The sequence below is a fragment of the Cellulomonas fengjieae genome (genome assembly GCF_018388465.1).
GTDB lineage: Bacteria > Actinomycetota > Actinomycetes > Actinomycetales > Cellulomonadaceae > Cellulomonas > Cellulomonas fengjieae.
On the sequence record NZ_CP074404.1, the window covers coordinates 3,918,066 to 3,934,218 of the forward strand.

General features: G+C 72.0%; 14 protein-coding genes. 6 read left to right on the forward strand and 8 right to left on the reverse strand.

Going from position 1 to position 16,153, the window contains the following annotated elements:
* The first annotated feature begins 53 nt into the window (after window positions 1-53).
* A complete protein-coding gene (locus tag KG102_RS18330; protein ID WP_249667394.1) occupies window positions 54-1,535 on the forward strand; it encodes a non-reducing end alpha-L-arabinofuranosidase family hydrolase in 1,482 nt (493 codons plus the stop codon).
* Between the two features lie 109 nt (window positions 1,536-1,644).
* Here the strand turns inward: KG102_RS18330 and KG102_RS18335 are convergent, their stop codons facing one another.
* The 3 genes from KG102_RS18335 to KG102_RS18345 form a co-directional block, all read right to left on the reverse strand.
* A complete protein-coding gene (locus KG102_RS18335) occupies window positions 1,645-2,895 on the reverse strand; it encodes an MFS transporter (protein ID WP_208289830.1) in 1,251 nt (416 codons plus the stop codon).
* A 220-nt stretch (window positions 2,896-3,115) separates the two neighbouring features.
* Window positions 3,116-4,969, reverse strand: a complete 1,854-nt coding sequence (locus tag KG102_RS18340) for an endo-1,4-beta-xylanase (protein WP_213363016.1) — start codon at window positions 4,967-4,969, stop codon at window positions 3,116-3,118.
* Between the two features lie 274 nt (window positions 4,970-5,243).
* On the reverse strand, window positions 5,244-6,014 hold the full coding sequence (locus KG102_RS18345) for a MerR family transcriptional regulator (RefSeq protein WP_208289828.1): 771 nt from the start codon (window positions 6,012-6,014) through the stop codon (window positions 5,244-5,246).
* A 200-nt stretch (window positions 6,015-6,214) separates the two neighbouring features.
* On the opposite strand from KG102_RS18345, the gene KG102_RS18350 reads away from it, so the two are divergent.
* Window positions 6,215-6,958, forward strand: a complete 744-nt coding sequence (locus KG102_RS18350) for a hypothetical protein (protein ID WP_208289827.1) — start codon at window positions 6,215-6,217, stop codon at window positions 6,956-6,958.
* An 11-nt stretch (window positions 6,959-6,969) separates the two neighbouring features.
* Here KG102_RS18350 and KG102_RS18355 read toward each other — a convergent pair whose 3' ends face one another.
* From KG102_RS18355 to KG102_RS18365, 3 genes are all read right to left on the reverse strand, one after another.
* On the reverse strand, window positions 6,970-8,073 hold the full coding sequence (locus KG102_RS18355; RefSeq protein WP_208289826.1) for a hypothetical protein: 1,104 nt from the start codon (window positions 8,071-8,073) through the stop codon (window positions 6,970-6,972).
* A 54-nt stretch (window positions 8,074-8,127) separates the two neighbouring features.
* Window positions 8,128-8,718 carry a maleylpyruvate isomerase N-terminal domain-containing protein gene (locus tag KG102_RS18360; RefSeq protein ID WP_208210863.1) on the reverse strand — a complete coding sequence of 197 codons (591 nt, stop codon included), beginning with the start codon at window positions 8,716-8,718 and terminating at the stop codon, window positions 8,128-8,130.
* A 96-nt stretch (window positions 8,719-8,814) separates the two neighbouring features.
* Window positions 8,815-9,258: a DUF6223 family protein gene (locus KG102_RS18365; protein ID WP_208289825.1), complete on the reverse strand. Its 444-nt coding sequence runs from the start codon at window positions 9,256-9,258 to the stop codon at window positions 8,815-8,817.
* Window positions 9,259-9,468: 210 nt separating this feature from the next.
* On the opposite strand from KG102_RS18365, the gene KG102_RS18370 reads away from it, so the two are divergent.
* The 3 genes from KG102_RS18370 to KG102_RS18380 all read left to right on the forward strand — a co-directional run bounded on the left by KG102_RS18370 (window position 9,469) and on the right by KG102_RS18380 (window position 13,586).
* Window positions 9,469-10,572, forward strand: coding sequence for a sensor histidine kinase (locus KG102_RS18370; RefSeq protein ID WP_208289824.1), 1,104 nt, complete (start codon window positions 9,469-9,471; stop codon window positions 10,570-10,572).
* On the forward strand, window positions 10,569-11,231 hold the full coding sequence (locus tag KG102_RS18375) for a response regulator (protein ID WP_208210854.1): 663 nt from the start codon (window positions 10,569-10,571) through the stop codon (window positions 11,229-11,231). Before KG102_RS18370 ends, KG102_RS18375 begins: the two co-directional genes overlap by 4 nt.
* A 270-nt stretch (window positions 11,232-11,501) precedes the next feature.
* Window positions 11,502-13,586, forward strand: a complete 2,085-nt coding sequence (locus KG102_RS18380) for a cellulase family glycosylhydrolase (RefSeq protein WP_213363019.1) — start codon at window positions 11,502-11,504, stop codon at window positions 13,584-13,586.
* A gap of 48 nt (window positions 13,587-13,634) precedes the next feature.
* Here KG102_RS18380 and KG102_RS18385 read toward each other — a convergent pair whose 3' ends face one another.
* Together KG102_RS18385 and KG102_RS18390 are read right to left on the reverse strand one after the other, a co-directional pair.
* Window positions 13,635-14,297 carry a Type 1 glutamine amidotransferase-like domain-containing protein gene (locus KG102_RS18385; protein ID WP_208289822.1) on the reverse strand — a complete coding sequence of 221 codons (663 nt, stop codon included), beginning with the start codon at window positions 14,295-14,297 and terminating at the stop codon, window positions 13,635-13,637.
* 335 nt (window positions 14,298-14,632) lie between these two features.
* Window positions 14,633-15,385 (reverse strand): class I SAM-dependent methyltransferase, encoded by a 753-nt coding sequence (locus KG102_RS18390; RefSeq protein WP_208289843.1) that lies wholly within the window; start codon window positions 15,383-15,385, stop codon window positions 14,633-14,635.
* 302 nt (window positions 15,386-15,687) lie between these two features.
* Between KG102_RS18390 and KG102_RS18395 the strand changes: the two genes are divergently transcribed.
* Window positions 15,688-16,131: a hypothetical protein gene (locus KG102_RS18395; RefSeq protein ID WP_243884684.1), complete on the forward strand. Its 444-nt coding sequence runs from the start codon at window positions 15,688-15,690 to the stop codon at window positions 16,129-16,131.
* Window positions 16,132-16,153 lie beyond the last annotated feature (22 nt).

Genomic DNA, 16,153 nt, shown 5'->3' on the forward strand with positions numbered 1-16,153 from the left:
GTGGGGCGCCGACCCGGCGCCCCACCCTCGCGCCCACCGAAGGAGTGAGACCCGTGAGAAGAAGCCCCAGTCTGCAGCGTCGCTGGCAGGCGCTGGTCGTCGCGCTCGGCATGGCTGCCACCGGCGCGATCGCGGTGGTCGCGGCGCCGGCGGCGAGTGCCGCGTCGATCGACCCCTCGGCGTCCTACGTGCTGGTCAACCGCACCAGCGGCAAGGCCCTGGACGTGTACAACCTGGCCACCACCGACGGCGCCCGCATCACCCAGTGGTCCCGCAACGACGGCGCCCAGCAGCAGTGGCAGTTCGTCGAGTCCGGCGGCGGCTACTACCGGCTCAAGTCACGCCTGTCCGGCAAGGTCCTGGACATCTCGGGCCGGTCCACCGCCGACGGCGCCGCCGTCATCCAGTGGTCCGACGCCAACTCCACCAACCAGCAGTTCTCCATCCAGGACATCGACGGCTACATCCAGCTCATCGCCCGCCACAGCGGCAAGGCCGTCGAGGTCCAGGGCGCCTCCACCGCCGACGGCGCCAACGTCGTGCAGTACGCCGACTGGAACGGCGCCAACCAGCAGTGGCAGCTGGTCCGCCTCGGCGGCACCACACCCACCGACCCGCCGCCCACCGGCTGCACCCTGCCGTCGAGCTACCGGTGGTCATCCACGGGCGTGCTCGCCACCCCGAGGTCGGGCTGGGCGTCCCTCAAGGACTTCACCACGGCCGAGTACAACGGCCGGCACCTGGTCTACGCGACCACCCACGACAACGGTTCGACCTGGGGCTCGATGAACTTCAGCCTCTTCTCCAACTGGTCCGACATGGCCTCCGCGTCGCAGAACGCCATGTCGTCGGCGACGGTGGCCCCGTCGCTGTTCTACTTCGCACCCAAGAACATCTGGGTGCTCGCCTACCAGTGGGGTGGCCCGGCGTTCTCCTACCGGACCTCGTCCGACCCGACCAACCCCAACGGGTGGTCGGCCCCCCAGACCCTGTTCACGGGCAGCATCACCGGGTCCGGGACGGGTCCGATCGACCAGGCGCTCATCGGCGACGGCACGAACATGTACCTGTTCTTCGCCGGTGACAACGGGAAGATCTACCGGGCGAGCATGCCGATCGGGAACTTCCCGGGCAACTTCGGTTCCTCGTACACCACGATCATGAGCGACACCACGAACAACCTGTTCGAGGCTCCGCAGGTCTACAAGGTCCAGGGCCAGAACCAGTACCTGATGATCGTCGAGGCCATCGGCGCCAACGGCCGGTACTTCCGCTCGTTCACCGCCACCAGCCTGTCCGGCTCGTGGACGCCTCAGGCGGCGACGGAGAGCAACCCGTTCGCGGGCAAGGCCAACAGCGGCGCGACGTGGACGAACGACATCAGCCACGGCGAGCTCATCCGCTCGAGCAACGACCAGACGATGACCATCGACCCCTGCAACCTGCAGCTGCTGTACCAGGGGCGGTCGCCGAGCTCCGGCGGTGACTACGGTCGTCTGCCGTACCGGCCGGGTCTGTTGACGCTGCAGCGTTGACGGCTGACGACCGGTACTGAACCGGGATGGGCGGGCTCGCGTGGACCGAGCCCGCCCATCCCCGCGTGAGGGCGTCCGTCGGCCGTGCGGTGCGACGGCCACCCGCGCATCAGGACCGGGTGCGACGACCACGGGTGCGGAGCCCGACCCCGGCACAGATCCCGATGACGCCCGCCGCGGCAGCGGGCCAGAAGGCGTGCTCCACGGTGCCGGCCAGCGCCCCGCTGGTCGCCGCTCCCGCGGACAGCCCGAGCACCAGCGCGGTGGCGAGCAGAGACATCGTGGAGGCGACCAGCTGCGGCGGAGCCACCTGCTCGGCACGGGCGTAGCTGCTCACCAGCAGCGTCCCGGCACCGGCGCCGAGCACGAGCGCGAACGCCGCCGCGCCCCACGCACCGGGCAGCGTCGTCAGACCCAGCGCGCCGGCCAGCACTGCCGCACCCCCGGCGATCACCCGGACGGCGATGTTCCCGCCCCGGACGAGCCGGGTGATCCACAGGCTCGCGATCGCGCTGCCGAGCCCCACGCAGGCGTACAGGAGACCGGTGAGCTCCTCGGTGCCGCGCAGGGTGTTCACGGCGGTGAGCGCGGTCTGCGTCGAGCCGAACGCCGCCCCCACGGCGAGGCACGCGAGCATCGGCGCGACGAGGGGCGCCAGCCGCAGGCGCGCGCGGGCGTGCCGCTCGCCCGACGCGGTGGTGCGGTGCCGCGGCCAGTCCGCACGGTCGGTCCACAGGTACACCGCGAAGGCGCCCTGTCCGAGCACCGCCAGGCCGATCAGCACCCAGAGCGCGGGCACCGGTCCCAGCAGCGCCACGAGCAGGCCGGCAGCGACGGGGCCGACGATGAAGCCGACCTCGTCGGCCGCGACCTCGTACCCCATCGCGCGGTGCACGAGGTCCGGTCCCCCGCTGCGACGTCCGAGGTGCGACCACCGCGACCGGGCGATCGACCCGACCTGCGGGTTCGCCGCCCCGACCACGCCGGCACACAGGACCACCGCCCACATCGCGGCGTCCCGCTGGGTGGCCTCCAGGACCGCGAGCAGCCCGGTCACCTGCACGAGGGTCGCCACGACGACGACGGGCAGCGGACCCCAGCGGTCGACGCTGCGTCCCACGAGGGGCGCCCCGACGGCGGTGCCGATGCCGACGGCCGCGACGGTCACGCCGCCGAGCCCGACACCGAGCCCGGACGAGGCCACGAACATCAGGAGGCCCAGCTGGATCATCGAGGACGGGATCCGGCCGGTGAGCGCCGTGGCCAGGAACGGCAGGCCGCCCGCGGCAGGCAGCGAGAAGCGGGCCGAGGGGGCAGGGGTGAGTGATTCCGCGCGCGTGGGCGCGAGCTGTTGCGTCAAGGGAGGTGCTCCGGGTGCGTCGAGTGCCCCGTGCGCCCCACCCCACACACGGAAAACTGCCCCTGAGCTGGCACCAGTTTACGGGGAAGCCGGTGAAGTGCGAGCGTGCTCTGCGCCACTCAGGTAGACCCGAGCGTCGGGCCGCCTACCGACGGGGCCCCGCAGGAACAAGGGCTGGTTCGCTCCTGCTCCTGCGGGGACCCGGTGGTGAGTGCGGCCGTCACTTCCTCGGGCGGTGGGGCTCCTTACGCTCCAGCGCGGCGACCGCGGCAACGAGCGCTGCGGTGGCCTCGTTCACCTTGGCCTGCGAGGCACCCTTGGCGAGGGCGGCCTTGGCGCCGCCCAGGGCCTTCTTCACCGCGCCCAGGCTCTTGCCGGTGTAGGTGTGCCCACGCAGGTCCAGTGCCTCGGCCTGCGCGACGGTCTCCTCGAGCGCCGAGGTGTCGGTGATCGGCTTGCGGATGCCGAGCCAGCCCTCGGGGTCGGCGACGGCCGCCGCGCCGAGCTTCTCGGAGAAGTCGCTGTTGAAGATCAGCGGGTTGTGGGTGGACCGCCAGCTGAGCTGGTCGGTCAGCCCCCAGAACGTCACGCGGTTGATGTCCGTGGAGTACTTCTTGTAGACGGCGAAGTACTCGGCGAACCGCTGCGCCTGGATCGCCTCGAGCTCGGCGCGGTTCTCGATCTTGCCGACCCAGTAGTCGAACTCGCCGCGGGAGATGCGGTCCTTGACGGACGGGTCGGTCAGGTCGCGGTACGCCGACCGGTCGTCACCCTCGGGCTGGCCGTTCCACGCCTCCCAGACCTGCAGGTCCAGCTCGCTGATGCTCACCGAGAAGCCCGCCTCGATGATGAGCTGGATCGACCGCTCCACGGACGCCTCGTCCGAGCACGCCCCCGGCTGCCACTCCTGCGCGGAGTCCTCCACGAGCCGGGGCAGGCGCGTGAGGTCGGAGCAGGCGAACGCCGGCGTCTGGTTGATGTAGTTGTGCGACTGCATGCCGAGGGCCTCGACGAGCGGTCGCGGGTCCTCCGGGTGCTCAGCGGCGTAGCGCGCGTTGAGGTCCGTGGCCATCGCGATGATGGCCTGCGCCTTGCCCTCGGACTGGAAGACGTTGAAGTCGTTGTACTCGAGCCGCGTCTCCGGGCCGTAGGTGCGCGCGTACACGAACGCGTCGTACAGGAAGTCCGCAGGGTGCTCGCCGGCCGCCGTGTCCGCGCCGTTTGCGTAGGCGTTGTACCAGTTGGAGAAGCCGCCGTTGGGGCCGCCGCGCAGGAAGTCGCGCCAGTCCTGCGTCTCGGGGTCGAACTCCGCGAGCCCGTCGACGAACGCCTCGTTGACGACGTCCCAGGAGACGGTCCGCCCCCGGAAGTGCGTCAGCACCTCCTTGATGTACCGCTCCATGTTGGCCTTGGCCTGGGCCCGCGTGCCGCCCGTCGTGCCGCTGTTGATCCGCGGTGGCGACTGGCCGTGCCACACGAGCACGTGCCCGTGGACCTTCATGCCACGCGCGAGCGTCTGGTCGACGAAGGCGTCGGCGGCGCTGAAGTCGAACGTGAACGCGCCGGTGACGGGGTCGATGTTGTCGTTCGGCAGCAGCTGGTCCGGCTTCATGTTGTTCTCGGCCGTCATGACGTTGTAGTGCCGCGCGATCGTCTCCGAGGCCGGCGACCCGGCCTGGTAGGTCCCCGGGTTCGAGTAGATGTTGCCCACGTCGAAGTAGTCCCGGTACACCTCCTTGAGCGGGGCCATCTGACGCCGGAACGTGGTCTCGAGGACGACGTCGCCGGCGGGCATCGTGAACGAGTCGACCCGGGCGCCGATCCAGTCGAGCTCCGCCGACGTCCAGCCGCCCCAGACGTGGGACCGCGCCGGGGTCGCCGTCAGCTGGACGGTGTCGCCGGCCTCGTAGCTGCCCTCTCCCGTGACCTTCCCGGGGCCGGAGACCCGGATGTCCACGTCGAACGTGGTGTCCGCGACGGCCGACGCCGGTGCGGCGAGCCCGACGGCCGCCAGCACGACCGCCGTGGCCGCCCCGATCCACCGCCCGGCCCAGCGCCGGCCGTCCCGCGGCACCGCCTCTGGTCCACCGACACCTCGTTGTGTGGCAAGCCGCGTCATCTCGGTTCCTCTCGCTGTCGGAGTCGGCGCGGCGGCGGCGTTGCCTACCGGGTCGACATTCGTGCACACGGACCGGGAGCCTCGTCGTGGCGGGCGATAACCGCTCTCACGATGCAGTCGTCGTCATCGACGAAATCGTTATCGAAGCCGTGTGGATGCCACAGTAGGTAGCGCCCACAGCCGGGTCAAGCGCACCATGCCTGCGGATACAGGGCCGATGACTGCCGGCTCAGGCGGCGGCGCCGAACAGGGCCGTGACGAGGTCGGCGGCCTCGTCGGGCGCCCCCACCTCCAGGCGAAGCTCGCCGACCGCCAGCCGCACCGTGAAGGTGAAGAAGCCGCAGCAGCTCTGCTCGGCGGCCGCGAGCCGCGCGACCTCCTGCGCAAGCTCCGGCGACGGGGCGAACTGCAGGGCGACGCCCCCGGGGATCTGGTCGCGACGCACGGCCCGGCCGGCCAGCGCCTGCCAGTCGGACACCCGGTCCGCCATCGATCCGGCGTCGAGCGAGCAGGCGATCACGGGGACGTCCGGCGCCGGCACGGCCGGGCCGCGCGTCAGCGGCACCAGGGTCCGCCGGTCCGTCAGCGGCGCGGGCGCCGCGGTCGCGCACGGGCACCCCTCGCCGCAGCCACCGGCGGTCGGCGCGTCCGCGAGCCGCGCGTCGACGCTCTGCAGGTGGGCAGCCAGCGCCACGAGGTCGCCGATCCGCGTCCGGGTCTCGGCCACTCGCGTGGCGACCATCTCCACCATCTGGTGGGCGACCGTCGCGCAGTCCTCGACGTCGTACGCCGTCATCAGGTCCGCGACGTCGGCCAACGGGATGCCCAGGTTCCGTGCCGCGCTGAGGAACCTCAACCGCGCGACGTCGGCGTCGTCGTAGGTGCGGTACCCGTTGCCCCCGCGGGCGGGTCGCTCCAGCAGACCGATGTCCTCGTAGTAGCGCAGCGTCGTGGCCGGCACCCCGACCAGCTCCGCGACCTCGGCGATGCGGTAGCCCATCCCGCGACGGTAGACCTTCGACCCGGCTCGAAGGTCAAGTGCTCCAGGACATCCGGGTCCAGGGCATCGCGTCGGGCCGAGCGGTCCGCGACTTCACCCCCGTGCCACGAGCAGGTCACCCACCGGCCCGCACGGCGGGGCGCTACCGTCCCGCAGACCACCTCGCAGGGGCGAGGGGACCGGGACACGGGAGCGACGCCATGGGACTGTTCGGCCGGAACAAGGATCGCGACGGCCGGCCGAGCACGCCCGGCGCGGCGGGGGTTCCCCAGGCTGTCCGGGAACGCGTCGAGCACGACCTCCGGCAGAAGATCGCGCAGGACCCGATGGTCGGCAACAAGCTCGCCGGGCGTGAGGTCCTGCAGCGCATGCTCACGGTGCTCAAGAACGAGCACGGCGTCCAGGTCGAGGGCGTCGCCACGGCGCTGGGCGCGCTGAGCGGGCGTGCGTGCCACCTGGCCGCGAGGGACGGTGTGCAGAACCAGCGCCCGGAGTACGCCGGCCTGGGCATCGTCCAGGTCGGCGGTGCCGACGGACAGACCTACGTGATGGGTCCCGCCATCAACCGGCCGCTCCTGGAGAACGCGTACTCCGTGTGGGCGCTGGTCGCCGGCTACGCCCAGAGCAAGGGCGCCGGCCTCCCGGACGTGCAGGAGCTGGCCGCCCACGGCGCCCGAACCGTCGGTGGCCCCGAGTTCGGTCGGCCCCGCTACGTGCCCGGGACCGAACCGGCCATGCTGCCCGTCCAGTACCTGGAGGTGTGGGAGCCGATGCTCACGCACATCCTGCCCCTGGCCCCGTCCCCCCAGCAGTGGCCGGTCGTGTACGGGCTCGCCGTCCAGGGACTGTTCGAGATGACGGGTGGACAGTTCGACCTGACCGTCCTGACCCGGGTGGTCATGGACAGCGCGATCGCGACGTCGAAGATCCCTGTCGCGCCGTAGCGCCGTCCTGGTCAGCGCGGGTCCTCCTGCCACCGGTCGTCGACGCGGCGCCATCGCCGGCCCGCCTCCGTCGAGGGCGGGGGGTCCGTGAGCCAGTACGCCTCGTCCGGGTTCCAGTTGGCCAGGACGGAGCGGGCGTCCCCGTCGACCGCGACCGCGCGGCCGGCGGTAGCGAGGTAGCCGGCCGTCGTCAGGTGGACGGCGTCGTACCGGTCGGCCACGCGTGCCCAGTCGGGGATCACCCAACGGCCGGCGACACCGGTGGTGCGGAACCAGTCGTGACGCCGTGACGCGGTGACGTCGAGCGGGAATCGGCGGCACAGGTCGGACCACGCCTGGACCCCGTCCACCTCGTAGACGCGCGCCTCCGCCGGCACGCTGATCGCTCGGACCGAGGCGCGCTCCCAGCTGAAGGCGTCCTCGACCAGCCCGAGGCCGACGGGCCCGGCGTCCCCCAGCTGGCGCGTGGTCCTCGTCAGGCCGTGCGGTGGTGTGGACCACCACGTCCCGCTGAAGGGAGCGCGGGGGTCGGCGGGTCGCTCCCGCTGCGCCCGGGCTTCCTCCTCGAGCGTGTCGTCGTGCCAGCGACGCAGGGTCTGCTCGGCGGTCAGGGCGGGCGTCGTCCGCGCGGCGGGGTCGTCGAAGACGACGCTCGCCTGCGTCGTGCGCTCGAGCGGGGCCACCCACCACGCGGCCGGGCTGGACGACGCGACGGCAGCCGCGACCCGGGACAGCGACGCGCGCACCTCGGCGGTGGCGGCGAGCACGTCCTCGCCGTCCGGCTCCTGCCAGTACCGCGCGTTGTCGACCGCTGCCTGCAACGCGGCGAGCAGGACGCCGGGGCCGAGGCGGTCCAGCGGCAGGCCGTCGAGGCGGCGCGCGACGTCCGCGGGCGTGGGGATCGGCTCCGCGTCGTCGTCCCGCCCACCGTCCGACACCAGCACCATCATCCGGGAGGTGCCCGCACCCGGATCCAGGTGGTACGCGCAGAGGAATGCCGCGCGGAGGTACTCGTCTCCCTCGGGCGTGCCCGTGGCGCGCGCGCGGCCCGCGGCGAGCTCCAGGCACAGGCGTCGCCCACGGGGTCCCGCCATGACGTCGTCGGGGTCGATCACGACGTCACCGTAGAGCCCGGGCGCGCCTTCGTCTGCGGTTGCCGATGACGCGCCCTACCAGGGCCCGCTCAGCTCGGGCGCGGGTGCTCGATCGAGGAGCCAGGCGAGGAGCTCGGCTCGGTCGGCCCGGTCGGGGAGAGCGCGGAGGCGCTTGGGCAGCTCGCCGTCGACGAACACCGACGGCCAGTCGGACGGTCGATGCCCGATGTCGAGATCCACGTGGTGGACCTCGACGTTCCGCAGGTGGTGCCCCACGATCTCGGCCATCGTCCGCGGGCCGGCGGCCATGTGCCCCCGCCGGGTCCAGAGCGCATCGTCGAGCCCGGCCCACGCGGTCTCGAGAAGCCCGAAGCACTGGGCCAGCTCGGTGCGGAGCTCGACGCCGGGGCGGGCCGCGCCCAGCTCCGCCGCCCGGTCCGGGTCGTACCCGTCAGGGTGGATCCTGCGCACCTCCCCGGCGACGGCGCCGTCGAAGAGCAGCGCGTGCGCCTTCGCCTTGTTCACGACGTGCGCGACGACGTGTCCCCGCGAATAGCCGGGGAGCAGGCTCGGCGCGCGAAGGTCCTCCTCGGTGAGCGACGCCAGGCGCTCCAGCAGGACCCGATGGCTCGTGTGGCACGCGTCGATGGTCGCGACCGGCTTCATCGGGCAACGGTAGCCACCAGGCTTCGAGACGGGCCGTCATGGACAGCGCGATCGTGACGTCGACGATCCCCATCGCGGCGTCGTGCCGGCAAGGGCTCAGGACTGCAGGTCCCGAACTCGAGGACGTGCGCGCCGGGAGCGGGCCAGGACGAACCCACCGAGAACGACGGCGAGCGCCCCGAGCACCACGGCCACGACGGCACCGCCGAGCCCGTTGCCCGTGCCCAGACCACCGTCGGCGGTGGCCGCGAACACCGCCCCGGACACCACACCGAGCAGTCCCAGCGCCACGGCCGCGACGGCGGCAGAGCGCCCTGCACGGCGCCTGAGGGCCAGAGCGCCGAAGACCGCTCCGGCCAGCGCCAGGACCGCCACGGCGGTGGGCCCGACACGTCCGGAGGTGAGGCCGGAGGTGTCACGTGCCGCCTGCACGTGAGCGTGCGCCGCAGCCGGTGCGGCGAGCGCGCACGTGACGACGAGGACTGCTCCGGCTGCGGCAAGGGCCCGCCGGACCGACGTGAGTGCTCCTGGCGTTCGCATGGACTCGCTCCTCTTCCGTGGCTGTCCTGCGAAGCCTGTCGCGGGTCGGCCCGCGGGTCGTCCCGCCGACGCGGACACTTCACGCTGCCGCGGACGTCGTAGGAGCGGCTCGGATACCGCGACCGCGGTACGGGCCGGTCCTCCCCGAGCCGGATCCGCTCGACGACGGCGCGCCGCTACGGTGCCCGTATGAGCCAAGGTCGGTTCCGCGTGCCTGCTCCCGTCAGGGACACCGGCGTCGGCATCGGCGTCGCCGTTGCACTCGTGCTCGCCGGACTGTCGGGCGAGCGGCCGGCCGGCGACCTCGATGTGCTCGGTCTGGTGCTGCTCGCCGCCGGCGGGCTGACCCTCGCCGCCGGCCGCCGCGCACCGGTCGCCGTCCTGGCCGTCACCGGGCTGTGCGCCGTGGGCTATCAGGCGGTCGGCTTCGACGGCCCTGCGGTCGCGTTCCTGTTCGCGGTGTTCGCCGCGATGCGGGCGGGCCATCACGCCGCCACGGCGATCGCGAGCGTGGCCATGCTGGCGGCGCTACCGCTCGTGGCCCTGTCCTCCGGGCGCGACGTGGGCACGGCGTTCACGCAGGGCCGGGACGCGCTCGAGCTCGCGTGGCTCATCGCGGCCGCCGCCGGCGGCGAGGCGCTACGCCAGGCGGAGCGGCGCGCGGACGAGGCGGAGCGCACCCGGGAGGAGGTCGCGAAGCGCCGCGCCGACGAGGAGCGGCTGCACATCGCGCGCGAGCTGCACGACTCGCTCACCCACCAGATCTCGATCATCAAGGTGCAGTCCGAGGTCGCCGTCCACGTCGCACGGAGGCGCGGCGACCAGGTGCCGGAGGCCCTGCTGGCCATCCAGGAAGCCAGTCGTGAGGCGACCCGAGAGCTCCGCGCGACGCTGACCGCGCTCCGCGACGACGACCTCGCTCCGCCACGCGGGCTCGACCACGTCCACGAGCTGGTGTCGGGCGCCCGGTCCATCGGTCTGGACGCGACGCTGACGATGGACGGCCCACGCGCCGACGTGCCGACCGCCGTCGGCCGGGCCGCCTACCGGATCATCCAGGAGTCGCTCACCAACGTGGTCCGGCACGCCGGCGCCACGACGGCGTCGGTCACGGTCGACTGCCGCCCGGACCTGCTGTCGGTCCAGGTCGACGATGACGGTCGGGCGACGCCCGGCACCGTCCAGCTGATGGGTGTGGGACTGCTCGGCATGCAGGAACGCGTCCGCGCGCTCGGCGGTCGGCTGAGCGCGGGAGCCCGCAGCGAGGGAGGGTTCACCGTCCGGGCCGAGCTCCCCGTGGACCGCACGCCGTGATCCGGGTCCTGCTCGTCGACGACCAGCCGCTCCTGCGCAGCGGGTTCCGCGCGCTCCTCGACCTCGAGGACGACATCACGGTGGTGGGCGAGGCCGCGGACGGGGAGCACGGCGTCGCGCTCGCGCGGGAGCTCCGGCCGGACGTCGCGCTCATGGACGTCCAGATGCCCGTGGTCGACGGCATCGAGGCCACGCGGCGCATCGCCCTCGACCCCGATCTCGCCGGGGTGCACGTCGTGATCCTGACCAACTACGGGCTCGACGAGTACGTCTTCGAGGCACTCCGCGCCGGGGCGGCAGGGTTCCTGGTCAAGGACATCGTCCCGGAGGACCTCCTGCACGCCGTGCGCGTCGCGGCACGTGGCGACGCCCTGCTCGCACCGTCGATCACCCGCAAGCTGATCGACCGGTACGTCACCCGGCCGCCCCGGGCCGTCGGCGACGCGGCGCTGCGCGACCTGACCGCTCGCGAACGTGAAGCCGTCGCCCTCGTCGCCGGAGGCCTCACCAACGACCAGATCGCCGCGACGATGGTGATCACGCCGATGACCGCCAAGACTCATGTCAACCGGGCCATGGCCAAGCTGCACGCCCGCGACCGGGGCCAGCTCGTGGTGCTCGCCTACGAGTCGGGGCTCGTGGCACCGGGCGACCGCTGACGTCCGCCACGCGACCACTCGGTGGTCGACCAGGCCGCTCCCCGTCTGAAATGTTTCATCCCTGGCTCGCGGACCGTGCCGGCTCCTAGGTTCCCCCACGGGAGCTCCCGCCGTCATCGACCGACCGGCTGGTCGCGTTGCACCGGACCAGCTGCACCGGACCAGGAGGCGGCCGTGCTGCCCGGTGACGCCCGTGTCCTCAGCCCGATGCACATCCGATGCAGCGAGGAGCAGCTCGTGCTTCCCACCCGGCACCCCCGTCGAGGCGGGATGCGCCTCGGCCTGATCTTCGGCTGCCTGGCCGCCCTGCTCCTGGGCGGGAGCACGACGGCGCTCAGCGCCGACGCTGCTGCGGGGTGCCGGGTGGACTACAGGGTGCCGTCGCAGTGGCCGAGCGGCTTCACCGCCGACGTGAAGGTCACCAACCTGGGCGATCCGTTGCACGGTTGGCGCCTGACGTGGACCTTCCCGTCGGGACAGCGGGTCACGCAGGCGTGGAACGCGACGACCACGGCGTCGGGCAGCCAGGTCACCGCGACCGACGTCGGCTACAACGCCGTCGTGCCGAGGAACGCGGTGATCTCGTTCGGGTTCAACGGCTCGTGGACCGGCACCAACGGCGCACCGGGTGTGTTCACCCTGAACGGTGTGGCGTGCACCGGGCAGGCGGGACCGACCTCGTCACCGACGGTCACCACCACGCCGACGGCGACCCCGACGGCCACCCCGACCCCGACCACGACACCGCGACCGGTCGACGCGATGGCGACGGTCGCGGCGATGCAGCCCGGCTGGAACCTGGGCAACACCCTCGACGCGATCCCGGACGAGACCGCGTGGGGCAACCCCCTGACCACCCGGGAGCTGCTGCGCCACATCCGCTCGCAGGGGTACAACAGCATCCGCATCCCGGTGACGTGGAACGGTCACTTCGGCCCGGCTCCCGACCACACGATCGACGCGGCCTGGCTCGCCCGGGTCGAGCAGATCGTCGACTGGTCCCTGGACGAGGGGTTCTACGTGATGCTCAACCTGCACCACGACTCGTGGGAGTGGGCCGACTCGTACCCCACGGACAAGGCCGGCGTGCTCGCGACGTACCGGGCGCTGTGGGACCAGCTCGCGGCGACGTTCCGTGACCACTCCTCGAAGCTCGTTCTCGAGAGCATCAACGAGCCGGCGTTCACGGACACCGCGGACGAGCAGGGGGACGTGTTCGTCCAGGAGCTCAACACCGACTTCGTCGAGCGCGTCCGCGCCTCCGGCGGGGGGAACGCGACGCGGCTGCTCGTCCTGCCCACCCTGCACACCAGCAGCGAGCAGCCCCGGCTCGACGCGCTGGCCGAGACGATCAGCCGGCTCGACGACCCGAACATCGCGGCGACCGTCCACTTCTACGGGTGGTGGCCGTTCAGCGTCAACATCGCCGGCGGCACCCGCTACAGCAGCGAGGTCGAGCAGGACCTCGTCAGTTCCTTCGACCGCGTGACCAGCACCTTCGTCGAGCGCGGGATCCCTGTCATCATCGGCGAGTGGGCGCTGCTCGCCTGGGACCACACGCGCCCGGGCATCATCGAGCGGGGCGAGTTCCTCAAGTACGTCGAGGCGGTCGGGTACCACGCGCGCACCCGCGGCCTCACGACGATGGTGTGGGACGCCGGTCAGTTCCTCGACCGCAGCGCGCTCCGGTGGAGGGACCAGGGCGTGCACGATGCGATGCGGTCGAGCTGGACGACCCGGTCCGGCACCGCGTCGTCGGACCGGGTCTACCTGCCGCGCACCGGCACCATCACCGCCACGTCGCTCACGCTCAACCTGAACGGCACCACGTTCCAGGGGCTGCGGTACGGAAGCGCCGACCTGGCCCGTGGGACCGACTACACGGTCGACGGCACCCGGCTGACCCTGACCGCGTCGGCCCTCTCCCGGCTGGCAGGCAACCGGGAGTACGGCGTCAACTCCACCCTCGAGGCCCGCTTCTCCCAGGGAGTGCCCTGGCAGATCAGCATCATCACCGCCGACCCGCCCCTCCTCGGCGCCGCGACCGGCAGCACGAGCGGACTGACCATCCCCACCCAGTTCCGCGGCGACCAGCTGGCCACCATGGAAGCCCGGTACGACGACGGCACGAACGCCGGACCCGCCAGCTGGACCTCGTACAAGGAGTTCTGGAGCAGCTTCCAACCCGACTACACCGCGGGGACCATCCTGCTGAAGCCGGACTTCTTCGCCGAGGTCCGCGACGGCCGGGTCACGCTCACCTTCCACTTCTGGAGCGGCGCGCAGGTGACGTACATCGTCACCAGGTCCGGCACGTCTGTGGTCGGCGCGGAGAGTCCCCCGACGGGCGGCTGACAACGTGTCCGCGCCCGATGCACGACGAGACGTCCCGAGTGCCCGCGATCATTCGTCGAACCGTGTCCACTGCCCTTCGGAGACCACCTCGACGGTGCCGTCGACGACCATGATCGCCGTCTGCTCATCGATGGCGTAGGCCGGGCCACCGAGGTCTGCGGCCCACCGCTGCGCGTGCGCCAGGGTGTTGCTCGGGAAGGCGTCCAGGTGCGGGAAGATCGAGAAGTCGACGACGCCCAGGGTGCGGTCGTCCGGCGCGGCCGGCCATTCGACGAAGTACTCCCCGATCCGCGGCGTCAGCACCATGCTCCCGGCGCTCACCCCTACCCAGACCGTGTCCGGCAGCGAGGGCAGCAGGTCGGCCAGCCCGGACTCCCGCATCCAGTGGTTCAGGTACGTCGCGTCGCCACCGTCGACCAGGAGGACGTCCGCCTCCCGCACCCAGGGCGCCCACCGCTCCTCGCCGATGGTGGGCAGCGCGGTGAGCTCGAGGACACCGAGCGACCCCCAGCCCAGACCGGAGAAGTGCCGGGAGCGGGCATCGGCGGCCACCAGGCTGCGCACCGACGCCGGCCCGCACAGGGGATGACCCCACTGCGCGGTCGGGACGACGAGCGCGTCGCACTCGTCGACCGGCTTGCCGAGAAGCTGCACGAGCGCCGAGTGGATGCTGGGGTTCGTGACGCCGCCCGACGTCAGCAAGAGCTTCACGGTGCCTCCGAGGTGGAGGGGAGATGGGATGTGCGAGGACCGCTTCGAGTCGATCTTCGCCTGAATCGCTGCCTGGCTGCAGTGTCGAACCGGCGCGGATCTCACGCACGCGAACCGATCCCGCCGGCTGGGCGCCCCGGCGGCCGCCGGCGCGAGGGCTACGACTCGTCGCGCCCCGACTCCGGCACGACTCGGCCGGTTCGGTTCGCACGCCGTGCGGCAGGTAGACGGTCCCAACCGAACCGGGTAGTCCCGCTCGAGGGGCTGGCCGAGTCGGCGCAGGAACGGGCGTGCGGCGTACGTCGACGGACGTTCGCGGACGGTGTCTCGGTCCTTCAGTCCGACTCGCAGACGCAGAGCTGGACCGGGGCGTCCCCGGTGAACGGTCGACCGGACCAGTCGCCGAAGCGCTCGACGAGCCGAAGCCCGCCCAGCGCGAGCAGGAGCGGCAGCTCCTGGGGAAAGATGCTCCTGATCTCCAGAGGCGCGACAGCGACGTCGGCCTCGGACTCGGTCGAGAAGTACCACCTCGCGCGAGTGACCTGCGCAGCCGCGTCGTAGGTTTCCGCGACGTCGACGTGCATGACGCCACGATCGGGGTCCACGAACGACAGCGCCTCGCGCCTCCGTCGGACGCCGTCGGCATGGGCAAGCATCTGCACGCTCGGGTTGAACCCGTCGAAGACGAGCCGTCCTCCTGGCGCCAGGTGCCTTCGCACCGACCGGAAGCAGTCGACCAGGTCCTGCGTCTCATGCAGATGGAGCAACGAGTTGGCGGCGACGATCACGAGGTCGAACGTTCGGCCGAGGTCGAACTCGCGCATGTCGCCCTCCACCAGCTCCAGCTCCACGCCGCGCTCGTCCGCCTTGCGCTGAGCCTCGGCAAGCATGGCCGTCGAGAGCTCCAGGCCCACGCACGGATGCCCGTCGGACGCGATCGGTATCAGCTTGTTGCCGGTGCCACACCCGAGTTCCAAGACAGACCCGCCCTGCCGGTCGGCCTCAGCCCTGTAGAAGTCGACGGCCGGCGCGCGACCCGGGAACAACCGGTCGTACAACTTGGCGTCCGAGTAGAACGGTTCGCTCATGAAGCGCATCCTCCTCCGTCTGACCCGACAAGTCGGGTGGTCAAACTAGGAGGCCCGAATAGTCGGAGCATCTTGCATCTCGACACGTCGGCAGCAATGCTCCTGTCGAGAAGCGCAGCAGATTGACCGCCGCTGATCGTCGCACTTTGACTCGCCGGGTTCGACCGCCTCCCGAGACGCGAAGTCCCGCGGCGAGGCCCCGTGCTCCCGTACCGTCCGGTCTGCGGTGGTGCGCGTACGGCCCTCGCTCAGGAGCGGCAGCGGGAGAGGGCCCCGACCGCGGGACGGATCGGAGCCAGGTCATGACGTCGTCCACAGGTGGACCGGACCAGAGCGTGCCGGGCGGCTCGCCGCGCGGGAGGGTGTCGGTCGCGTCGCGCACCGCGCTCGTCGCAGTGCTGAGCGCCGCGTGCTGGTTCGCGTGGCTCGGGTGGGACACCACGTACCAGACCGACCCGGCGACTGGCGTCGCGAGCGGGCCCTACGAGGCCTGGCAGGTGCTGGGCTGCGTGCTCAGCCTCGCGGCGGTCGTCGCGCTCGGGTCCCTGGTGCTCGGGCCGTGGTGGACGGTGCTCACCGTGACCGTGGCGTTCACGATCGCGTTCTCGGTCACGGCGAGCAGCGACGAGACGGGGCTGTGGGGCGTCGGGGCGCTGCTCGTCGCTTTCGGGGTGGCCGCGGGATCGACCGTCCTCGCGATGATCATGAAGGCGGTGGCCAGCCGCCGTCGCGCCCGGGCGGCGTAGGCGAGTGGCTTGGCTCGTCGTC